The following is a 19,755-nucleotide window of genomic DNA, read 5'->3' as shown; positions in this document are numbered from 1 at the left end:
TAGTCCGGGGACGCTGGCCCACAGGGGGTAGGTCATGTCGTTGTTCAGCAAGCTGTTCGGCGGCAGGCGCGAGGCTGCGCAACGCGCCGAGCCGATGGATCTGGTGGCGTTCGCCGAACGCTACGCGCAGGCGATACGCGCGGCCTGGCCCGAGGCCACGGTCGCGATCTCGCACGGCGCCGGCGCGGCCGACGCCAAAATCGACTGGCGCCTGCCGGACGGGTTTCAGGCGACCCATTTCCTCGGCAACAGTTACCAGCGTTACCTCGATGCGCCGGACGAGCCGGAAGCGGTGTTCGCCGATCAGATCGCTTCGGCGCGCGAGCTGCAGCTCGGCATCGGCCGCGGCAGCGACGCGGCGCGCTCGGCCATCCTGCCGGTGCTCAAGACTCGCGGCTGGCACGAGATCGCCTTGCAGCAGACTCGCTCGATGGGCATCCGCAACGCGATGCCGTTCATCGTCGAGCCGCTGGCCGGCGACCTGGTGCTGACCTATGTCGAGGACTCGCCGGATTCGATGAGTTATCTCTCGCCGGCCGAGGCCGAACGCCGCGGCCTGGATGCGCAGGCCCTGCGCGCGCAGGCGCTGGAGAACCTGACCCGGTTCCTGCCCGAACTGGACGTGCAGGGCGGCGGCGGCCGCTACGCCGCGCGCCTGGACCGCAACTACGACGCCAGCATGGTGCTGCTGTTCGAACACTGGCGCGACCGCCTGGAGATCCGCGGCGAGCCGGTGTTCGCGATCGCCGCGCGCGACGAGCTGATGGTCTGCGGCAGCGAGGACGCCGACAGCCTGGCCTCATTGCAGGACGTGGCCGGCGAAATCGTCCAGTCCTCGGCCTACAACCTGTCGCCGCGGCTGTACGTGCACCGCGACGGGCGGCTGCACGAATTCGCCGGCGCGCAAGCGCTCAGCGATAGCGGTTGATCTGATCGCGCAGCTCGCGCGCAGCGGCCGCGGCGGCGGCCGCGTAGTCGTCGCCGGAAGAGGCGTACAGGATCGCACGCGAGCTGCTGACCATCAGGCCGCTGCCGTCGGCGGTCTTGGCGTTGCTCACCACCGCTTCGACGTCGCCGCCCTGGGCGCCGACGCCGGGCACCAGGAACGGCATCTCGCCGACGATCGCGCGCACTTCGCGCAACTGCGCCGGCCAGGTCGCGCCGACCACCAGCGCGCAATTTCCGTGCCCGTTCCACTCGCGCGCGACCTTCTCGGCGACGCGCTGGTACAGCGGGCGTCCGTCGACGATCAGATCCTGCAGATCGCCGGCGCCGGGGTTGGAGGTGCGGCACAGCACCACCACGCCGCGCTCGGCGCGGTCGAGGAAGGGCTGCACCGAATCGCGCCCGAGATACGGGTTGGCGGTGACCGCATCGGCGCGGTACCGGTCGAAGGCCTCGGCGGCGTAATGCTGTGCGGTGCTGCCGATGTCGCCGCGCTTGCTGTCCAGGATCACCGGAATGCCCGGATGCGCGGCGTGGATGTGTTCGATCAGCCGGTTCAGCGCCGCTTCGGCGCCGAGCGCGGCGAAGTGGGCGATCTGCGGCTTGAACGCGCAGGCGTATTCGGCGGTGGCGTCGACGATGTCGCGGTTGAAGGCGAACACCGCATCGGCGTCGCCGGCGAAACGCGCCGGAAACCGCGTCGGCTCCGGGTCCAGCCCCACGCAGACCAGGGTGCCGGCCTGCTGCCAGCGGTTGCGCAACGTCTGCATGAAGTTCATGGCGATCAAGTCCTATTCCAATGCAAGTTCAAACAACGAAAACCCGGCCCCGGCTTTTCCGAATCCCGAATCCCGAATCCCCATCCCGGCCTTCAAGTCACCACGATCGGTTCGCCCGAAGTCACCACCACGGTGTGCTCGAATTGCGCGGCGAAGCCGCGCCGGCACAGCATCGACCAGCCGTCTTCGCCTTCTTCGGTGCGGGTGGTGTGGGTGGCCAGGAACGGTTCGATCGTAATCACCATGCCCTCGTGCAGGCGGCGGGTGTCGCGCGGATCGTAGTAGCCGGGGATGTTGCCCGGCGCTTCGTGCAAGGCGCGGCCGACGCCGTGGCTGCCGAGGTTGCGGATCACCTTGAAACCGCGCCGGGCCGCGACCGATTCGACCGTGCGGCCGATGCTGTTGATCGGCTGGCCGGCGCGCAACTGCGCGATCGCGGCGTCGCGCGCCTCGCGGGTGGCATCGAGCAGCTTCTGCTGCGCGGCGCTGGCCTGGCCGACCACGAAGCTGCCGCCGGTGTCGGCGAAATAGCCGTCCAGTTCGGCGGAGACGTCGATGTTCACCAGGTCGCCCTCGCGCAGCACGCTGAGGTCGGGAATGCCGTGCGCGGCGACCTGGTTGATGCTGATGCAGGTGGCGCCGGGAAAATCGTAGGTCAGCTGCGGCGCCGATCGCGCGCCGGCCTCGCGCAGCATCGCCGCGCCGATCGCGTCGAGATCGCGCGATACCGCGCCGGGCACGGCGGCCTCGCGCATGGCCGCCAGGATCGAGGCGACCAGCGAGCCTGCGCGGCGCAGGCCTTCGAGTTCGAATGCGTGCAGTACGGTCATGGCGGAATCCGTGAGGCGGTGCTCGGTGCAGGGTAACGCCGGCGGCGGCGCGGGAAAACCGCGGCGCTGCGCTGGCCGGCGGCCGGTCGCGCCGGCAATGCGACCGATGCCCGTTGCGCGAGTCCGCGCCGGATAGCGCGACGGGACCGTCGCCGGTCCCGTCGCGTTCGCATCGCGGCGGCCGCTCGCGCGGCGGGCTGCGGCTTACTTCAGCGCCTTGAAGCGCAGGCGATGCGGCTTGGCGCCTTCTTCGCCCAGGCGGCGCTTCTTGTCCTCTTCGTACTCGCGGTAGTTGCCCTGGAAGAACTCGACGTGCGAGTCGCCTTCGAAGGCCAGGATGTGGGTCGCGATGCGGTCGAGGAACCAGCGGTCGTGCGAGATCACGAAGGCGTTGCCCGGGAATTCGAGCAGGGCGTCTTCCAGCGCGCGCAGGGTTTCCACGTCGAGGTCGTTGGACGGTTCGTCGAGCAGCAGCACGTTGCCGCCCTGCAGCAGGGTCTTGGCCAGGTGCAGACGGCCGCGTTCGCCGCCCGACAGGCTGCCGACCATCTTCTGCTGGTCCTGGCCCTTGAAGTTGAAGCGGCCGATGTAGGCCCGCGACTGGATCTCGATGCCGTTGATGTTGAGGATGTCCAGGCCGCCGGACACTTCGTGGAAGACGTTGTGGTTGCCTTCCAGCTTGTCGCGGCTCTGGTCGACGTAGGCCAGGTTGACGGTCGGGCCCATGTCGATCTCGCCCGAGTCCGGCTTCTCCTGGCCAATGATCATCTTGAACAGGGTCGACTTGCCGGCGCCGTTGGGGCCGATGATGCCGACGATCGCGCCCGGCGGCACGACGAAGCTGAGGTCGTCGATCAGCAGGCGGTCGCCGAACTTCTTCGACACGTTCTTGAACTCCATCACCTTGCTGCCCAGGCGCTCGCCCGGCGGGATGAAGATTTCGTTGGTTTCCTGGCGGCGCTGGTAATCGACCGCCTGCAGCTCTTCGATCCGGGCCAGGCGCGCCTTGCCCTTGGAGCGGCCGCCCTTGGCGTTCTGCCGCGCCCACTCCAGTTCCTTCTGGATCGCCTTCTGGCGCGCCTTTTCCTGGTTCTCTTCCTGCTTCAGGCGCTCGTCCTTCTGCACCAGCCACTCGGTGTAGTTGCCCTTCCACGGAATGCCGCGGCCGCGGTCGAGCTCGAGGATCCACTCGGCGGCGTTGTCGAGGAAGTAGCGATCGTGGGTGACCGCCACCACGGTGCCGGTGTAGCGGGCCAGGAACTGTTCCAGCCATTCGACCGATTCGGCGTCGAGGTGGTTGGTCGGTTCGTCGAGCAGCAGCATGTCCGGCTTCTGCAGCAGCAGGCGGCACAGCGCGACGCGGCGCTTCTCGCCGCCCGACAGCTTGCCGACCACCGCATCCCACGGCGGCAGGCGCAGCGCGTCGGCGGCGACTTCGAGCTGGTTTTCCAGGGTGTGGGCGTCGCCGGCGGCGAGAATCGCCTCCAGCCGCTCCTGTTCCTTGGCCAGGGCGTCGAAGTCGGCGCCTTCCTCGGCGTAGGCGGCGTACACCGCTTCCAGCGCGGCCTGGGCGTTGAGCACTTCGCCCACGCCTTCCTCGACCGCTTCGCGCACGGTCTTTTCCGGGTCGATCTGCGGTTCCTGCGGCAGGTAGCCGACCTTGATGCCGGTGGCCGGGCGCGCTTCGCCGGTGAAGTCGGTGTCGACGCCGGCCATGATCTTGAGCACGGTGGACTTGCCGGCGCCGTTGAGGCCGAGCAGGCCGATCTTGGCGCCCGGGAAGAACGACAGCGAAATGTCCTTGATGATCTGACGCTTCGGCGGCACGGTCTTGCTGACGCCGTTCATGGTGTAGATGTATTGCATGCAGACTCCGAAGCAGAGGCGCGCGCCGAGCCCGGCCGGAACGGCCGGAAGGCGGGGCGGGGGGCGTTGCGAATAGCCGATTATCCCGCAGCCGGGGGGCGGGTTCCAGCGCGGGGCCTTGCGGGCAGGTGAACCTGCGGGCGCCGGGCCGCAGGGGCGGGCGGCGCAAGCCCGGGCCGGCCGTTGGATCCGTTAATGCCTTGCCGGCCGTCGCGCCTGCGCAGGCCGGCCTGCGCAAGCTTCAGCGCCAAGCTGCGTCCCAGCGACGTTTCCAGGCCGGCGCATCGGCGGTCGCGCCGTGCGGCGGCTCACCACCAGACGATCAGGGCCACCACCGCCAGCACCGCCAGGTACTTGATCGCGTAGTAGGAGCCCTTGCTGCGCTCCTTGAGCGCCTTGGTCTTCAGCCGCACCGCGTAGAAGTACTTGAACAGCTTGTTGATCGCGCCGGTCTTGTCGCCTTCCTGGTTGGGCGAGGCGCCGGCGGCGATCAGGCGCTGGGCGATGAAGCGGTTCAGCCCGCGCGCCCAGGCCCAGCGCATCGGCCGTTCGATGTCGCAGAACAGGATGATCCGGTTCTGGCTGGAGCCGTTCTGGGCCCAGTGGATATAGGTTTCGTCGAACATGGTCCACTCGCCGTCGCGCCAGCTGTAGCGCTGGCCGTCGACGTCGATGAAGCAGGCGTCGTCGTTGGGCGTGTCCAGGCCCAGATGCAGGCGCAGCGAGCCCGCGTAAGGGTCGCGGTGCGGGCGCAGCTCGCCGCCCGGCGGCAGCTCGGTGAACATCGCCGCCTTGACCCCGGGGATCTCGCGCAGCAACTGGGTGGTGACCGGGCACAGCTCGGCCGCCGAGGGATGGGCGTCGTCGTACCACTTCAGGTAGAAGCGCTTCCAGCCGCGGCGGAAGAACGAGTTGAAGCCGACATCGTTGTAGCCGTCGGCGGCCTTGATCTGCTGCAGCTCGCGCAGGTGCAGGGCCTCGGCGCGGATCTCGCGCCAGCGCGCGCGCAGCGGCTCCAGCTCGGGGAAGTGCTGGTCCGGGTTCAGGAAGGCGGTGGTCGGCACCCGCGAGCAGGCGTACATCAGCACGTTGATCGGCGCCATGAAGGTCGAATGGTCGAGCAACTGGCGGCCGAGCCGGTGCCGGACCCGGCCGCGGAAATGCACGTACACGGCGCTGGCGAGGAACGCGAAGACGAAGACCCATTTCACGGTCGGGGCATCCAAGATCGAGCGGGCCGGCCGGGGAGGGCGGGCCTTGGGGAGGGGAGGTCGGCGCATTGTCCGCCGGGTCGGGGCGCCGCGGCAGCCCCGCTTTGGCGGTTGGCCGCCATACGCCCCTAGGCTAACATTTCAAGTCTTACGTCAAGCCCGCCCCCTGCCACGCGGGCCCGGCCTGACGCGGCGTACCTCCCCCTCCCGTCCGTACTTCTTTCCGAGGCCGCGAATGTTCCCCAGCCACACCCGTATTGCCGGATTCGACGACGAGCTCGCCCAGGCCATTGCGGCCGAGGCCCGCCGCCAGGAAGACCACGTCGAACTGATCGCCTCGGAAAACTACGCCAGCCCGCGCGTGCTGGAGGCCCAGGGCAGCGTGCTGACCAACAAGTACGCCGAGGGTTACCCGGGCAAGCGCTACTACGGCGGCTGCGAATACGTCGACATCGCCGAGCAGCTGGCGATCGACCGGGTCAAGCAGCTGTTCGGAGCCGACTACGCCAACGTGCAGCCGCATTCGGGCTCGCAGGCCAACCAGGCGGTGTATTTCGCCCTGCTCAACCCCGGCGACACCATCCTCGGCATGTCCCTGGCCCACGGCGGCCACCTGACCCACGGCGCCAAGGTCAACGCCTCCGGCAAGCTGTTCAACGCCGTGCAGTACGGCGTCGACGCCCAGGGCCTGATCGACTACGACGAAGTCGAGAAGCTGGCCCTGGAACACAAGCCGAAGATGGTCGTGGCCGGCTTCAGCGCCTACTCGCAGAAGATCGACTGGGCGCGCTTCCGCGCCATCGCCGACAAAATCGGCGCCTACCTGTTCGTCGACATGGCCCATGTCGCCGGCCTGGTCGCCGCCGGCGTCTACCCGAACCCGCTGCCGCACGCCCATGTGGTCACCTCGACCACCCACAAGACCCTGCGCGGCCCGCGCGGCGGCATCATCCTGGCCAAGGGCGCCGACGAGGACCTGACCAAGAAGCTGCAGAGCATCGTCTTCCCGGGCATCCAGGGCGGTCCGCTGATGCACGTGATCGCGGCCAAGGCGGTGGCGTTCAAGGAAGCGCTGGACCCGGAGTTCAAGGCCTACCAGGAACAGGTGGTCAAGAACGCCCAGGCCATGGCCAAGACGATCATCAATCGCGGCTACAAGATCGTCTCCGGCGGCACCGAGAACCACCTGATGCTGGTCGACATGATCGGCAAGGGCATCACCGGCAAGGACGCCGAAGCCGCGCTCGGCCAGGCCCATATCACGGTCAACAAGAACGCCGTCCCGAACGACCCGCAGAAGCCGTTCGTGACCTCCGGCCTGCGCATCGGCACCCCGGCGGTGACCACCCGCGGCTACAAGGAAGCCGACTGCGTGGCCCTGGCCGAGTGGATCTGCGACGTGCTGGACCATCCCAAGGACGCCAAGGTCATCGCCGGCGTGCGCGAGAACGTCACCAAGCAGTGCGCGCAGTTCCCGGTGTACGGCTAAGCGCCGGGATTCGGGAGTAGGGATTCGGGGATGGAGAGCGCATTCGCGGCGGCTTGGCACTATGCTGGCATCCGCCGCAAGCGCTTTTGACTTTCCGAATCCCGATTCCCGAATCCCAAATCCCGGCTTCCCATGCATTGCCCCTTCTGCCAGCACCAGGACACCCGCGTGATCGATTCGCGGGTGTCCGACGACGGCGCCACGATCCGGCGCCGGCGCGTCTGCGAGGCCTGCGGCGAACGGTTTTCGACGCTGGAGACCATCGAGCTCAAGCTGCCGATGATCATCAAGGGCGACGGCCGCCGCGAGCCGTTCGACGCGCGCAAGCTGCGTCTGAGCATGGACCGCGCGCTGCACAAGCGGCCGGTCTCGGAAGAGCAGGTCGAGGCCGCGGTGCGCGCGGTGGTGCACCGCCTGCGCATGACCGCCGAGCGCGAGCTGGCTTCGCGGCGGGTCGGCGATTTCGTCATGGACGAGCTGCGCAAGCTCGACCACGTCGGCTACGTGCGTTTCGCCTCGGTCTATCGCGCCTTCGAGGACGTGGCCGATTTCCGCGAAGAACTCGATCGGCTCGAACGCGACGCGCCCGGCGACGGGCAACTGCCGCTGCTCGGCGAGGAACCCGCGCACGAGCGCAACCGCAAGCGCTGAATCTGCGGCCGTTCGCTTCCGGCGAGAACCGCCGGCGCCCGCCGCTCGTGCGGCGGCCGCGCCGCTGCGCCGTCACGCGGGCCATCGCCGCGATCCCGATCGGCGCTGTCACGGCCGGCGCGATGACGCCCAGCGATGCGGACGCGGTCGCTATTCGCGCGCGTCGGGCCCAGAATGAGCCGATGACCGCCTCCTTCAGCGCTATCGATCACGCCCTGATGGCCCGCGCGTTGCGCCTGGCCGAGCAGGGTGCCTACACCACCAAGCCCAATCCCATGGTCGGCTGCGTGCTGGCGCACGGCGAAGAGGTCGTCGGCGAGGGCTGGCACCAGCGCGCCGGCGAGCCGCATGCCGAGGTGCTCGCGCTGCGCGCCGCCGGCGATCGCGCGCGCGGCGCCACCGCCTACGTGACCCTGGAGCCCTGCGCCCATACCGGCCGCACCGGGCCCTGCAGCGAGGCCTTGATCGAGGCCGGCGTGGGACGGGTGATCGCGGCGATGCGCGACCCGTTCCCGCAGGTCGACGGCGCCGGTTTCGCCCGCTTGCAGGCGGCCGGCATCGAGGTCGCCAGCGGCCTGATGGAAGCGCAGGCGCGCACGCTCAACCGCGGTTTCCTGTCGCGGATCGAGCGTGGCCGGCCGTGGCTGCGGGTCAAGCTGGCGACCAGCCTCGACGGCCGCAGCGCCTTGGCCAGCGGCGAATCGAAATGGATCAGCGGCCCGGCCTCGCGCCTGGACGTGCAGCGCTGGCGGGCGCGTTGCGGCGCGATCGTGACCGGTGCCGGAACCGTGCTCGCCGACGACCCCGAGCTGACCGTGCGCCTGGGCGACGACACGCCGTTCGTGGCGCCGCTGCGGGTGGTGCTCGACCCGGGCCTGGCCACGATCGCCCGCGGCCGCGTGCGCGGCGGCGAGGCGCCGACCCTGTACCTGCACGCGCCCGACGCCAAGCTGCCGCGCGGCTTCGCCGCCGAACACGCCGCGGTGCCGGTGCGCGAAGGCCTGATGGACCTGGAAGCGGTGCTCAAGCTGCTCGCCGCTCGCGGCGTCAACGAAATCCAGCTCGAAGCCGGCGCGACCCTGGCCGGCGCCTTCCTGGCCGGCGGCTGGGTCGACGAAGTGCTGCTCTACATGGCCCCGGTGCTGCTCGGCGAACGCGCGCGGCCGCTGTTCGACGGCCTCGGCATCGAGGCGATGGCGGACAAACGCAAGCTGGAGCTGGTCGATGTGCGCCAGCTGGGCGGGGATATGCGGGTGCTGCTGCGGCCCAAACCCTAGACGTCGGCGGGCCGGCGTCAGGAGCCCGCCCGAAGCGTCGCCGACTCTTGCCTCCTGACCGTTGGGCCTGCCTCATGAGCTCGAATCCCTTCAAGGACCATTTCTCCGCCCTGGCGCAAAGCTACGCCGCGTCGCGGCCGGAGTATCCCGACGCCATGTTCGACGCCATCGCCGCGCAACTGCCGGCGACGGCGGTGCGGGTGTGGGAGCCGGGCTGCGGCAGCGGCCAGGCCACCCGAGGCTTGGCCGCGCGGTTCGAGCGGGTGCACGCGACCGAGCCGAGCGCGGCGCAGATCGAGCGCCATTGGGCGCGCGAGGCGGCATTGCGCGGCGAGGGCCGGGTGAGCCTGGCGATCGAGCCGGCGGAGCGCTGCTCGCTGGCCGATGCCAGCGTCGAACTGGTCGCGGTCGCGCAGGCGATGCACTGGTTCGATCGCGAGCGTTTCTACGCCGAATGCGAGCGCGTGCTGGTGCCCGGCGGGGTGCTGGCGGTGTGGGCCTATGGCGATTTCCTGCCGCCGGAGGGCATGGTCGAGGCGGTCGAGGCCTTCCGTGCCCGCATCGGTCCCTATTGGCAGACGGAGAACGCCGAGGTCCGCGACGGCTATGCCGGCTACCGCTGGCCGTTCGCCGCCCTGCCGGCGCCGGCGTTGTGGCTGGAGGCCGAATGGAGCCTGAGCCGCTGGCTGGGCTATTTGCACAGTCTGTCGGCTGTCGAGCGCTGCCGAGCCGCCACCGGCGACGACCCGGTGGCGCTGCACCGCGCGGCGCTGAGCGCGGCCTGGGGCGCGGCCGAGGACGTGCGCACCGTCCAATGGCCGCTGCACCTGCATTTGCGGCGCAAGCCGGGCTGAGGCCAGCGGCCGGCGCGGCCGCCCGGAGGCCGCACCGGGGCGGCCCGCGACCGGTCCGGCCGCGCCGCGGCGGAACGCTGCATCGCGGCCGCGGCGGTGGGCCGGCTCCGGACGCTCGGGCGGCCGGTGCTAAACTGCGCGCGCCGGTTCGCCGGCACCCACAGGTAACGTCTTCAGGGCGGGGCGGAACTCCCCACCGGCGGTAGGCGCGGCGACGCGCGAGCCCGCGAGCGCTGCCCGGCCGCGCGTCCCAGGACGTCCCGGCCGGGCGGGTCAGCAGATCCGGTCCGATGCCGGAGCCGACGGTCACAGTCCGGATGAAAGAAGACGGCTACGCGCGACGCCCGCCGCAAGGACGGGCGCCCGAGGCTGCGGCCGCGCCGCGGCCCGTGCGTTGTCTTCGAGCCTTGAGGCGTTTTTCGCTCAACATCACGCGGGAAACGTTTCATGACCCAGTTCGTTCGCAACACCTGCCCGGCGGCCGCCCGCCAGGAGGCCGGCTGATGTTCACCGGCATCATCGAAGGCGTCGGCTCGCTCGCCGCCACGCAGGATCTCGGCGGCGACGTGCGCCTGCGCATCGCCACCGGCACGCTGGATTTCTCCGAACCCAGGCTCGGCGAGAGCATCGCCGTCAACGGCGTGTGCCTGACCGCGATCGCGTTCGAGCGCGATTGGTTCGAGGCCGACGCGTCCACCGAAACCCTGGCGCTGACCACGCTCGGCGCGCTGCGTCCCGGCGCCGTGCTCAACCTGGAACGGGCGATGCGCCCGACCGACCGGCTCGGCGGGCACATGGTCAGCGGCCACGTCGACGGCGTCGGTGCGGTGCTGGGCGTGCACGAGGACGCGCGCGCGCAGCGCTGGCGCTTCCGCGCGCCCGCGGCGCTGCTGCGCTACATCGCCAAGAAAGGCTCGATCTGCGTCGACGGGGTCAGCCTGACGGTCAACGAAGTCGACGCCGAAGGCTTCGAGGTCGCGCTGATTCCGCATACCGTCGCCCACACCGCCTTCGCCGCGACCTCGGTCGGCGACGCGGTCAATCTGGAAATCGATCTGGTCGCGCGCTACGTCGAGCGTCTGCTCGGCGCGCGCGCGGAGGAAACCGCATGAGCTTCGCCACCGTTCCCGAACTGCTGGAAGAAATCCGCGCCGGCCGCATGGTCGTGATCGTCGACGACGAGGACCGCGAGAACGAAGGCGACCTGATCATGGCCGCCGAGCTGGTGCGCCCGGCCGACATCAACTTCATGGTCACCCACGCGCGCGGCCTGGTCTGCTTGTCGCTGATGCGCGAACGCTGCCTGCAGCTCGGCCTGGGGCCGATGGTGCGCGACAACACCTCGCCGCACCACACCAACTTCACCGTCAGCATCGAGGCCGCCGAAGGCGTCACCACCGGCATCTCGGCCTACGACCGCGCCCATACCGTGCGCACCGCGGTGCGTCCGGACGCCAAGCCCAGCGATTTGGCCCAGCCCGGCCACATCTTCCCGTTGATGTCGCAGCCCGGCGGCGTGCTCAGCCGCGCCGGCCACACCGAGGCCGGCACCGACCTGGCCCTGCTCGCCGGCCTGGAGCCGGCGGCGGTGCTGGTGGAGGTGCTCAACCCCGACGGCAGCATGGCGCGGCGCCCGGAGCTGGAGGCCTTCGCCGCCGAGCACGGGCTCAAGATGGGCTCGATCGAGGAACTGATCCGTTATCGCCTGGCCACCGAGCACACGGTCGAGCGGGTCGACGCGCGCACCATCGAAACCGAGCACGGCCCGTTCCAGCTGCTGAGCTACCGCGACCGGCTCAGCCACGCCCTGCATTTCGCCCTGCTGCGCGGCGAGCCCGACCCGGCCGCGCCGACCCTGGTGCGGGTGCACGTGCAGAACCCGCTCGCCGATGCGCTGCACTGGCGCCGGCCGGACTTCGGCCCGGCGATCGGCGAGGTGCTCGGCGCGATCGCCCGGGAGGGCCGCGGCGCGCTGGTAGTGCTGGCCGACCATGCCGACGCCGAGGCGCTGCTGGCGCGAGTCCGCGGCCAGGCCGCGCACGAGCCGGCCGGCGAGGGCGGCCCCGACGAGGCGGCGCCGCCGACCCGCGGCCACGCTCTGGCCGAATGGCGCCGCAACGGCGCCGGCGGCCAGATCCTGGCCGACCTGGGCCTGGGCAAGCTGCGCGTGATCGGCACCCCGCGCCGGCAGATCGGCCTGGCCGGTTTCGGCCTGGAAGTGGTCGAGTACGTCGACCCGCACCGGCTCGGCTGAGCCGGCGCGTCCCATCCGCCGAGGCGGCCGGACCTGAGCCGGCCGCCAACCCGCTAAACTACCCCTTTCGTCCGGTCGATCCCCCACCATGCCCCATTACGAAGGCGACCTGCGCAGCCCCCAGGGCGCGCGCTACGCCATCATCGCCAGCCGCTGGAACCCGCGCATCACCGATACCCTGGTGGCCGGCGCGCGCAAGACCTTCGCCGATCACGGCGTCGCCGAGGACGCGATCGACGTGTTCCGCGTGCCCGGCGCCTGGGAACTGCCGGTGCTGGCCAAGCGCCTGGCCGCGGCGGGCCGCCATGCTGCGGTGGTCGCGCTGGGCTGCGTGGTGCGCGGCGACACCCGCCACTACGAGCAGGTCGCCGACGGTTGCTCGGACGGCCTGATGCGGGTTTCGCTCGACTACGGCCTGCCGATCGCCAACGGCGTGCTCGCGGTGGAAATGCACGAGGACGCCATGGCCCGCGCCGGCGGCAGCCACGGCAACAAGGGCGAGGAAGCGGCGCTGGCCGCCCTCGAGATGAGTCACTTGCTGGAACAATTGCCATGAACCGCCGTCGTCAGGATGGAATCGATCCGGTCGCGCGCTCGCGCGCTCGCCGCCGCGCGCTGCAGGCCGTGTACGCCTGGCAGATGTCGGGCGCCAAGGCCAACGACGTCATCGCCCAGTTCGCTCACGAGCAGGCGCACGAAGTCGCCGACCTGGCCTACTTCGAAGACCTGGTGCGCGGCGTCGATGCGCATCGCGCCGAACTCGACAAGGCGCTGACGCCGTTCCTCGACCGCGAGGTCGAGCAGGTCGATCCGATCGAGCGCGCCGCGTTGCGCATCGCCGCCTACGAGCTGCGCCACCGCGTCGACGTGCCGTACCGGGTGGTGATCAACGAAGCGATCGAGACGGTCAAGCGCTTCGGCGCCGAACACGGCCACACTTACGTCAACGGCGTGCTCGACCACGCCGCGGCGGACTGGCGCGCGGTGGAATTCGCCGCGTCGAAGAAGCGCTGATGCGCGGGCGCTGCGCCGCCGCGCAGCGCCGGAACGCGGCCGCGCCGACGCGCGCGCCGCGCCGGGCGGCACGATGAGCGCGGCCGAATTCGACCTGATCGCGCGCATCCGCGCGCGCGCCGGCGTGCGCGACGACGTCGCGCTCGGCATCGGCGACGATGCCGCGCTGTTGCAGCCGCCGCCGGGGCGGCAACTTGTGGTGGCCACCGACACCCTCAACCGCGGCGTGCACTTCGGCGAAGGGGCCGCGGCGGCCGACATCGGCTGGAAGTCGCTGGCGGTGAACCTGTCCGACCTGGCGGCGATGGGCGCCGAGCCGGCCTGGTGCACGTTGTCGCTGTCCCTGCCGACGCAGGCGGACAACGCCGCTTTCGTCGACGCTTTTCTCGACGGCTTCCTCGACCTGGCCGCGCAGCATCGCGTCGCCCTGGTCGGCGGCGACACCACCCGTGGCCCCTTGTCGGTCTGCGTGACCGTGCTCGGTCTCGTCGCGCCCGGCGCGGCCTTGCGCCGCGATGCGGCGCAGCCCGGCGACGAGATCTGGGTCACCGGCACGCTCGGCGATGCCGCGGCGGCGTTGGCCCTGGACGGCATCGCGCCGTACCGCGAACAGGCCGTGCGCCGCTGTGCCGGCGATCCGGCCACCGATGCGGCGCGCCTGCACGAGCGCCTGGCGCGGCCGACGCCGCGCGTCGCCGCCGGGCGTTCCCTGGCCGGGCTGGCCTCGGCCGGCATCGACGTGTCCGACGGTCTGCTGGCCGACCTCGGCCACGTTTGCGCGGCATCCCAGGTCGCCGCGCGGATCGAGTTGGCGCTGCTGCCGGTGTCGCCGGCCTTGGCCGCGGCCGCCGAAGGCGCCGCGCGCTGGCAGCTGCAGGCGGCCGGAGGCGACGATTACGAGCTGTGCTTCACCGCCGTGCCGGAGCGGCGAACCGCAATCGAGCGCGCGCTGGCCGAGGCCGCGGTGCCCGGCTGCAGGATCGGGCGCATCGAAGCCGGTCGCGGCGTGCGCGCCTTCGCGCCGGACGGCACGCCGTGGCGACCGGCGCGGACCGGCTACGAGCATTTCGCCGGCTGAGCGCCGCGGCGGCCGGTTCGGTCGCTGGGCCGGGGCGGTGCCGCACCGTCGGGCGGTGGCGGATTGGGTCGGCGCACTCCGCCGCGCTCACGCGTCCGGCAGCAGCTTGCCCGGGTTGAGGATCGCGTCGGGGTCGAACACCTGCTTGAGCTGGCGCATCAGCGCCAAGGTCTGTGCGCTCACCGCCTGCGGCATGAAGTCGCGTTTGGCCAGGCCGATGCCGTGCTCGCCCGACAAGGTGCCGCCGAGCGCCAGCGCCAGCGCGAACACCCGCGCCATCGCCGCGCGCGCGCGTTGGTCCTGCGCGACGTCGGCGGGGTCGTAGAGCAGGTTGACGTGCAGATTGCCGTTGCCGGCGTGGCCGAAGCAGACGATGGGCAGGTCGAACTCGCTCGCCAGCGCCTGCACGCCGTCGACCAGCTCGGGGATGCGCGACACCGGCACCACCACGTCTTCGTTGATCTTGCCCGGCGCCAGCGTGCGTAGCGCCGGCGACAGCGCCTTGCGCGCCGCCCATAGTTTTTCCCGCGCGGCCTCGTCGACGGCGTCGTCGAGCGCGAGCAGGCCGTCGCCGGCGGCGGCGCGGCGCAGCGCTTCCAGCGCGTGCGGCAGGGTATGCGCATCGCCGTCGGCTTCGATCATCAACAGCGCGCCGGCCTCGTGCGGCAGCTCGGCGCCGCCGACGTCGCGCGCCAGGCGCACGCATTGCGCGTCCATGAATTCCAGCATCGACGGCGTGACCGGCTGGGCCATCAGCCGCGCCACCGCGCGCGCCGCGCTGGACACGTCGCGATAGATGCCGCGCAGCGCCGCGCGCGCCGGCGCGCTCGGGGTCAGGCGCAGGCTGGCCTCAACGATCAGCGCCAGGGTGCCTTCGCTGCCGACCAGCAGGCGGTGCAAGTCGTAACCGGTGCTGCCCTTGGTGGTGGCGGTGCCGCAGACGATCAGCTCGCCGGCGCCGGTGACGGCGGTCAGCGCCAGCACGTTGTCGCGGCTGGCGCCGTACTTCACCGCGCGCGGACCGCCGGCGTTGCAGGCCAGGTTGCCGCCGACCGTGCTGAACGCCGCGCTGGTCGGGTCCGGCGGCCAGAACAGGCCGTGCGGCTTGAGCGCGGCCTGCAGGTCGCCGTTGAGCACGCCCGGCTCGACCACCGCGCAACGGTCGCCGGGGCGGATCTCGAGGATCCGGTCCATGCGTTCGAACGAGACCACCACGCCGCCGGCCACCGGCACCGAGGCGCCGGTGGTGTTGGTGCCGCGGCCGCGCGCGATCACCGGCACGCGATGACGGCGGCAGGCGCGCACCAGGGTCTGCACCTGCTCGCGCGTGCGCGGCAACGCGACCGCGTCGGGCAGGGACTGGCGGCGCGAATTGTCGTAGGCGTAGGCCAGCCGTTGCCCCGGGTCGGTCAGCCAGCCATCGCCGAACACCGCGGCCAGCTCGCGCTGCAGGGCGTCGGGCAGGGCGATCATGGCGTCGCTTCCGCGCGCGGCGCGGTCCAGCGCCGCAACGCCGCGCCGCACAGGCCCAGGGCGAAGGCCGGCAGCACGATCCAGCGCGCCTCCGACCACAGCACCTGCAGGCCGCGCAGGCTGAAGAAACGCGCGCCGATCGGCGAGACCTCGATCGGCCGCCACGGTGCGAACAGGCGCTGCTCCGACCACGGCCAGTACAGCGCGACGCCGAGGCCGCCGTTGGTCAAGGCGTCGAGCAGCGGGTGCGAAACCGTGCACAGGAACAGCCAGGCCGCGGCGCGCCACGGCGGGGCGCGCAGCCACGGCGCCGCCAGCGCGCCGAGCGCGGCGATCAACGCGGCGAATGCGAACGAGTGACTGGCGCCGCGGTGGCCGAAGCCGTCGGCGTAGGCGATGCCGAGCTTGAACGCGACCACATCCGCGTCGGGCAGCATCGCCGCGAGCGCGCCGGCGACCAGCAGTCGCGGCGGAACCGCGCGCGCGCCCAGGGCCAGGCCGAGGGCCAGCGGTACGGCGGCGTGGGTCATCACGGTCGGCATCGCGCGGCTCGGTCTCGATCGGGTATCGGCAGGAGAGGGGTCAGGCGTCGTCGGCGCGGAACGCGTCGCGCAGCCAGCGCAGTTGCGGCTCGGCCGGGTCGCCTTGGGCTTCGATCACGTCGAAACGGCAGGCGTGCTCGGCGTAGCCGGGGTGGGCGAGCAGGAACGACTGCGCCGCCAGCAGTAGTTTGCGCCGCTTGCGCAGGTCGACCGAGGCCGCGCCGCCGCCGTAGCGGGCGTCGCGGCGGTAGCGCACTTCGACGAACACCAGCACGGCGCCGTCGAGCATCACCGCATCGAGTTCGCCGCAGCGGTAATGGGCGTTCGCGGCGACTTCGCGCAGTCCGGCGCCGAGCAGATGACGGCGCGCGGCGGCTTCGATCGCGGCGCCGCGGGCGCGCCGCGAGGGCGCACCCGTGGAGCGGGCGTTGCCGTCAGCGGCGCGAGGCATCCGCCAGCGGCACTGCGACGCCGCTGCTGAAGGTCGACCAGGCCGGCGTGCGCAGCACGCTGCCGAAGCCGTCGACCCGCAGCACGCCGGTGGCGCCGGCGACGAAGGCGTCGGAGCGGCTGGCCAGGCGTTCCAGATAGGCCGACAGCAGCCACGCGTCGTAGCCGAATGCGAACAGGCGCGCGGCCGGACCGCGCGCGGTCGGCAGACCGGCCGCGACGCCCGGCGCCGGCGGCAGGCCGCGCACGCCGCCGCTGGTCCAGGATTCGGAGGGGAAGGCGATGCCGTCGAGCACCCGGTCCTGCTCCGGCTTGCCGGTGCCGGACAACAGCTGCGAGGTCGCCACGCGCGGCTTCTCGGCCAGGCCGGCGAGGGCGAGCTTGGGAATCAGCCCGCGCGCCGCGCTGCCCTTGACCGCCAGGAACACCGCGTCGATGCCGCCATCCTTGCTCGCGAACGGCGCCAGGTCCGCGGTGCCTTCGCCGATCGTGTCGGTGACCTGGGCACCGCGCGCGCTCAAGCGCTCCTTGAGCGCGGCGATGGCGCGGCGCTGGCTGTCGTCGCCGCCGCCGATGGCGAGCACGCGCGCGGCCTTGCGTTCGAGCAGGTAGTCGGCCGCGGCCACGCCTTCGTCCTCGGGCGTCAGCGAGAAGCTCACCGTGCCGCTGGGCGGGGCGACGTTGCCGCGGTTGAGCGCCAGCACCGGCACCGGCAGTGCGTTCTTGCCGAACAGGGCGCTGACCTCGTCGCGGCCGAGCGGCCCGACCACGAAGTCGTTGCCCTCGGCGGCGGCCTTGTCGTAGGCGGCGAGGGTGCCGCCGGCGGTGCCGTTGGTGTCGTAGAAGACGATTTCCGGGCGCCGCCGGGTTTCGCCGTAATAGCCGGCGAGCAGGCCATCGCGCACCGGCGCGGCGGCAGTGGCGAGCGAACCCGACAGCGGCAGCAGCACCGCCAGCTTGAGCGGCGGACGGTAGCCGTCGCTGTCGGCCGGCGGGCGCTGGGCCGAGGCCTGGTAGCGCCAGTTCGAGGTCTGGTCGAACGGCCGCGGCAGCGGCAGGCCGCGCTGCATCAGCTGGCGGCCGACGAAGTTGTACAGCGGGTCGCCGACCGGCAGGGCATCGGCTTCGCGCGTCAGCGCCGCATTGTCGAGCTGCGCCAGCAGGCGTTCGATCTGGCGTTCGTTCTCGGCACGCTCGGCGCCGCTGAGGTTGGCGTTGTTGTGCGCCAGATGCCCGGCCTGGGCGATCAGCGGATTGGAGGCGCTGACCGCGGCGGCGGGGCGGGTTTCGACCGTGGCGCAGCCGCCGAGCACGGCGGTGGCGGCCAGCAGGCTGAACATCCATGTCATCGCGGGCCGGTTCTTGCTCTGATTCATCGGCTTGCTTCCGCCGTCCAGCGGCGTTCCTGTGGGACCGGTTAGGATTCTACCCGGCCTCACCGCACCCGTACGATGCTCACTTCCGGCACCCTTCATATTGTCGCCACCCCGATCGGCAACCTCGGCGACCTGACGCCCCGCGCGCTGGAGACCCTGCGCTCGGTCGCGGCGATCTGTGCCGAGGACACTCGCCACACCCGCCAGCTGCTGGCCCATTTCGGCCTGGAGCGGCCCCTGTTGGCCCTGCATCAGCACAACGAGGACCAACAGGCGGCGCAGCTGGTGGCACGGCTGCAGGGCGGCGATTCGCTGGCCCTGGTGTCCGACGCCGGCACCCCGCTGGTCAGCGATCCGGGCTTCCGCCTGGTCCGCGCCGCCCGCGCGGCCGGCATCCGGGTGTCGCCGGTGCCCGGCGCCTGCGCCGCGATCGCGGCCCTGAGCGTGGCCGGGCTGGCCTCAGACCGGTTCAGTTTCGAGGGTTTCCTGCCGGCCAAGGCGTCGGCCCGGCGCGAGCGCCTGGCGCGGTTGGCGGCCGAGCCGCAGACCCTGCTGTTCTACGAATCGGCGCACCGGATCGAGGAAACCCTGGCCGACATGGTCGGCGCGTTCGGCGAACAGCGCCCGGCGGTGCTGGCGCGCGAGTTGACCAAGCTGTTCGAGACCGTGCTCGACGGCAGCCTCGGCGAACTCGCGCAGAAGGTCGCCGCCGACCCCAACCAGCGCAAGGGCGAGTTCGTGCTGATCGTCGAAGGCGCCGGCGACGACGCCGACGCCAAGGTGGTCGAGGGCCGGCGCATCTACGCCAAGCTCAGCGAGCACCTGCCGCCGTCGACCGCGGCCAAGCTGGCCGCCGAGCTGAGCGGGGCGCCGCGCAAGGCGCTGTACGGGCGCGGCGAGGAGTAGACGATGCTCATGAGCGCGACGCCGGAGCCGGCGCATCCGGCCCAGCGCGTGCCTGTGTGCGGCTGAGGCGGAGATGAAGCGTGCCGGCGCGCGAGCGGGTCGGGCGTGCGACAATGCGCCCGCGGAGTCGGCCAGGCAGTCGCGTCATCGGAGCGCAAGTTCCGGTGCCGAGGAAAGTCCGGGCTCCACAGGGCACGGTGCCAGGTAACGCCTGGGCGGCGCGAGCCGACGGAAAGTGCAACAGAGAGCAGACCGCCGAACGGCCCGCGAGGGCGCGTGGTAAGGGTGAAACGGTGCGGTAAGAGCGCACCGCGAGTCCGGCAACGGACCGGCACGGCAAACCCCACCGGGAGCAAAACCAAATAGGGAGACGATGCCGCGGCCCGCGGTGTCTCCGGGTAGGTTGCTTGAGCGTCGCGGCGACGCGGCGCCTAGAGGAATGACTGTCCACGACAGAACCCGGCTTATCGGCCGGCTCCGCGCTTTTTCAGGCTGCGCCTGAAAAACCCAAAGTTTGCTTTGCAAACTTTGGGCCCCGCTTCGTTCCCCCCAATCCCCGCCCCTTCGGGGTGGCGTTTTTCGGGCTTCGCCCTACAAACCCCAAAATTTGCTGCGCAAATTTCGGGCCCCGCTATGTGTCTCCAAATCCCCGCCCCTTCGGGGCGCCCCCCTTTACTAAAGGGGGCTCTCGGTTGCGGAAGAGTGTCGCTGCTTGTTGCCTTGCCCGAGTCCCGAGTCCCGAGTCCCGAGTCCCGAGTCC

The 19,755-nt window shown here is 71.3% G+C and carries 19 protein-coding genes, 1 other RNA gene and 1 riboswitch; of the genes, 12 read left to right on the top strand and 8 right to left on the bottom strand.

The window, feature by feature from the left end; genetic code table 11:
- Nucleotides 1-34: 34 nt before the first annotated feature.
- Nucleotides 35-928 carry a hypothetical protein gene (locus TX83_RS15405; protein WP_064748851.1) on the top strand — a complete coding sequence of 298 codons (894 nt, stop codon included), beginning with the start codon at nt 35-37 and terminating at the stop codon, nt 926-928.
- On the opposite strand, the gene pyrF is transcribed toward TX83_RS15405, so the two are convergent.
- The 4 genes from pyrF to lpxO form a co-directional block, all read right to left on the bottom strand.
- Nucleotides 912-1,724: an orotidine-5'-phosphate decarboxylase gene (pyrF, locus tag TX83_RS15400; RefSeq protein ID WP_064748850.1), complete on the bottom strand. Its 813-nt coding sequence runs from the start codon at nt 1,722-1,724 to the stop codon at nt 912-914. The genes TX83_RS15405 and pyrF overlap by 17 nt on opposite strands.
- A gap of 92 nt (nt 1,725-1,816) precedes the next feature.
- A complete protein-coding gene (gene map, locus TX83_RS15395) occupies nt 1,817-2,554 on the bottom strand; it encodes a type I methionyl aminopeptidase (RefSeq protein WP_064748849.1) in 738 nt (245 codons plus the stop codon).
- 204 nt (nt 2,555-2,758) lie between these two features.
- Nucleotides 2,759-4,420, bottom strand: a complete 1,662-nt coding sequence (ettA, locus tag TX83_RS15390) for an energy-dependent translational throttle protein EttA (RefSeq protein WP_064748848.1) — start codon at nt 4,418-4,420, stop codon at nt 2,759-2,761.
- A gap of 308 nt (nt 4,421-4,728) precedes the next feature.
- Nucleotides 4,729-5,631, bottom strand: a complete 903-nt coding sequence (gene lpxO / locus TX83_RS15385) for a lipid A hydroxylase LpxO (RefSeq protein ID WP_064748847.1) — start codon at nt 5,629-5,631, stop codon at nt 4,729-4,731.
- Between the two features lie 235 nt (nt 5,632-5,866).
- Here lpxO and glyA point away from each other — a divergent pair, with 235 nt between their 5' ends.
- The 9 genes from glyA to thiL all read left to right on the top strand — a co-directional run bounded on the left by glyA (nt 5,867) and on the right by thiL (nt 14,248).
- The gene (gene glyA / locus TX83_RS15380) at nt 5,867-7,120 is read left to right on the top strand and encodes a serine hydroxymethyltransferase (protein WP_064748846.1); all 1,254 of its coding nucleotides are present in this window, start codon (nt 5,867-5,869) and stop codon (nt 7,118-7,120) included.
- Nucleotides 7,121-7,252: 132 nt separating this feature from the next.
- Entirely contained in the window at nt 7,253-7,771 is a 519-nt protein-coding gene (gene nrdR, locus TX83_RS15375; RefSeq protein ID WP_064748845.1) for a transcriptional regulator NrdR, read from the top strand.
- 182 nt (nt 7,772-7,953) lie between these two features.
- Nucleotides 7,954-9,048, top strand: a complete 1,095-nt coding sequence (gene ribD / locus TX83_RS15370) for a bifunctional diaminohydroxyphosphoribosylaminopyrimidine deaminase/5-amino-6-(5-phosphoribosylamino)uracil reductase RibD (protein WP_064748869.1) — start codon at nt 7,954-7,956, stop codon at nt 9,046-9,048.
- Between the two features lie 74 nt (nt 9,049-9,122).
- Nucleotides 9,123-9,902: a class I SAM-dependent methyltransferase gene (locus TX83_RS15365; protein WP_064748844.1), complete on the top strand. Its 780-nt coding sequence runs from the start codon at nt 9,123-9,125 to the stop codon at nt 9,900-9,902.
- 165 nt (nt 9,903-10,067) lie between these two features.
- Nucleotides 10,068-10,235, top strand: a riboswitch (FMN riboswitch).
- A 170-nt stretch (nt 10,236-10,405) separates the two neighbouring features.
- Nucleotides 10,406-11,014: a riboflavin synthase gene (locus TX83_RS15360; RefSeq protein ID WP_064748843.1), complete on the top strand. Its 609-nt coding sequence runs from the start codon at nt 10,406-10,408 to the stop codon at nt 11,012-11,014.
- The gene (ribB, locus tag TX83_RS15355; protein WP_064748842.1) at nt 11,011-12,156 is read left to right on the top strand and encodes a 3,4-dihydroxy-2-butanone-4-phosphate synthase; all 1,146 of its coding nucleotides are present in this window, start codon (nt 11,011-11,013) and stop codon (nt 12,154-12,156) included. The genes TX83_RS15360 and ribB overlap by 4 nt, the downstream gene beginning before the upstream one ends.
- 88 nt (nt 12,157-12,244) lie before the next feature.
- A complete protein-coding gene (ribH, locus tag TX83_RS15350; protein ID WP_064748841.1) occupies nt 12,245-12,712 on the top strand; it encodes a 6,7-dimethyl-8-ribityllumazine synthase in 468 nt (155 codons plus the stop codon).
- Nucleotides 12,709-13,170 carry a transcription antitermination factor NusB gene (nusB, locus tag TX83_RS15345; protein WP_064748840.1) on the top strand — a complete coding sequence of 154 codons (462 nt, stop codon included), beginning with the start codon at nt 12,709-12,711 and terminating at the stop codon, nt 13,168-13,170. The genes ribH and nusB overlap by 4 nt, the downstream gene beginning before the upstream one ends.
- A 73-nt stretch (nt 13,171-13,243) precedes the next feature.
- Complete coding sequence (gene thiL / locus TX83_RS15340) at nt 13,244-14,248, top strand: thiamine-phosphate kinase (protein ID WP_064748839.1); 1,005 nt, start codon at nt 13,244-13,246, stop codon at nt 14,246-14,248.
- An 87-nt stretch (nt 14,249-14,335) separates the two neighbouring features.
- Here thiL and TX83_RS15335 read toward each other — a convergent pair whose 3' ends face one another.
- Genes TX83_RS15335 through TX83_RS15320 form a run of 4 tightly spaced genes read right to left on the bottom strand, consistent with a single transcriptional unit; the run spans nt 14,336 to nt 18,089 of the window.
- Nucleotides 14,336-15,721 (bottom strand): FAD-binding oxidoreductase, encoded by a 1,386-nt coding sequence (locus TX83_RS15335; RefSeq protein ID WP_064748867.1) that lies wholly within the window; start codon nt 15,719-15,721, stop codon nt 14,336-14,338.
- Nucleotides 15,718-16,263, bottom strand: a complete 546-nt coding sequence (locus tag TX83_RS15330) for a metal-dependent hydrolase (RefSeq protein ID WP_064748838.1) — start codon at nt 16,261-16,263, stop codon at nt 15,718-15,720. Before TX83_RS15330 ends, TX83_RS15335 begins: the two co-directional genes overlap by 4 nt.
- 40 nt (nt 16,264-16,303) lie before the next feature.
- Complete coding sequence (locus TX83_RS15325) at nt 16,304-16,714, bottom strand: YraN family protein (RefSeq protein WP_064748837.1); 411 nt, start codon at nt 16,712-16,714, stop codon at nt 16,304-16,306.
- On the bottom strand, nt 16,698-18,089 hold the full coding sequence (locus TX83_RS15320; RefSeq protein WP_425605943.1) for a penicillin-binding protein activator: 1,392 nt from the start codon (nt 18,087-18,089) through the stop codon (nt 16,698-16,700). Before TX83_RS15320 ends, TX83_RS15325 begins: the two co-directional genes overlap by 17 nt.
- Before the next feature lie 75 nt (nt 18,090-18,164).
- Here TX83_RS15320 and rsmI point away from each other — a divergent pair, with 75 nt between their 5' ends.
- Both rsmI and rnpB read left to right on the top strand, forming a co-directional pair.
- Entirely contained in the window at nt 18,165-18,995 is an 831-nt protein-coding gene (gene rsmI / locus TX83_RS15315) for a 16S rRNA (cytidine(1402)-2'-O)-methyltransferase (RefSeq protein ID WP_064748836.1), read from the top strand.
- A 123-nt stretch (nt 18,996-19,118) separates the two neighbouring features.
- Nucleotides 19,119-19,478: RNase P RNA component class A (rnpB, locus tag TX83_RS15310), an RNA gene on the top strand.
- The last annotated feature ends 277 nt before the right edge of the window (nt 19,479-19,755 follow it).

The organism is Lysobacter antibioticus HS124 (genome assembly GCF_000336385.2).
Lineage (GTDB): Bacteria > Pseudomonadota > Gammaproteobacteria > Xanthomonadales > Xanthomonadaceae > Lysobacter > Lysobacter firmicutimachus.
The sequence above is the reverse complement of the archived record's forward strand: the minus strand, read 5'-3'. Positions and strand labels throughout refer to the sequence as shown.

Bases quoted from the DNA above. Each gene is read 5' to 3' on its own strand.
- TX83_RS15405 (WP_064748851.1), top strand. From the start codon at position 35: ATGTCGTTGTTCAGCAAGCTGTTCGGCGGCAGGCGCGAGGCTGCGCAA.
- pyrF (WP_064748850.1), bottom strand. From the start codon at position 1,724: ATGAACTTCATGCAGACGTTGCGCAACCGCTGGCAGCAGGCCGGCACC.
- map (WP_064748849.1), bottom strand. From the start codon at position 2,554: ATGACCGTACTGCACGCATTCGAACTCGAAGGCCTGCGCCGCGCAGGC.
- ettA (WP_064748848.1), bottom strand. From the start codon at position 4,420: ATGCAATACATCTACACCATGAACGGCGTCAGCAAGACCGTGCCGCCG.
- glyA (WP_064748846.1), top strand. From the start codon at position 5,867: ATGTTCCCCAGCCACACCCGTATTGCCGGATTCGACGACGAGCTCGCC.
- nrdR (WP_064748845.1), top strand. From the start codon at position 7,253: ATGCATTGCCCCTTCTGCCAGCACCAGGACACCCGCGTGATCGATTCG.
- ribD (WP_064748869.1), top strand. From the start codon at position 7,954: ATGACCGCCTCCTTCAGCGCTATCGATCACGCCCTGATGGCCCGCGCG.
- TX83_RS15365 (WP_064748844.1), top strand. From the start codon at position 9,123: ATGAGCTCGAATCCCTTCAAGGACCATTTCTCCGCCCTGGCGCAAAGC.
- TX83_RS15360 (WP_064748843.1), top strand. From the start codon at position 10,406: ATGTTCACCGGCATCATCGAAGGCGTCGGCTCGCTCGCCGCCACGCAG.
- ribB (WP_064748842.1), top strand. From the start codon at position 11,011: ATGAGCTTCGCCACCGTTCCCGAACTGCTGGAAGAAATCCGCGCCGGC.
- ribH (WP_064748841.1), top strand. From the start codon at position 12,245: ATGCCCCATTACGAAGGCGACCTGCGCAGCCCCCAGGGCGCGCGCTAC.
- nusB (WP_064748840.1), top strand. From the start codon at position 12,709: ATGAACCGCCGTCGTCAGGATGGAATCGATCCGGTCGCGCGCTCGCGC.
- thiL (WP_064748839.1), top strand. From the start codon at position 13,244: ATGAGCGCGGCCGAATTCGACCTGATCGCGCGCATCCGCGCGCGCGCC.
- TX83_RS15335 (WP_064748867.1), bottom strand. From the start codon at position 15,721: ATGATCGCCCTGCCCGACGCCCTGCAGCGCGAGCTGGCCGCGGTGTTC.
- TX83_RS15330 (WP_064748838.1), bottom strand. From the start codon at position 16,263: ATGCCGACCGTGATGACCCACGCCGCCGTACCGCTGGCCCTCGGCCTG.
- TX83_RS15325 (WP_064748837.1), bottom strand. From the start codon at position 16,714: ATGCCTCGCGCCGCTGACGGCAACGCCCGCTCCACGGGTGCGCCCTCG.
- TX83_RS15320 (WP_425605943.1), bottom strand. From the start codon at position 18,089: ATGAATCAGAGCAAGAACCGGCCCGCGATGACATGGATGTTCAGCCTG.
- rsmI (WP_064748836.1), top strand. From the start codon at position 18,165: ATGCTCACTTCCGGCACCCTTCATATTGTCGCCACCCCGATCGGCAAC.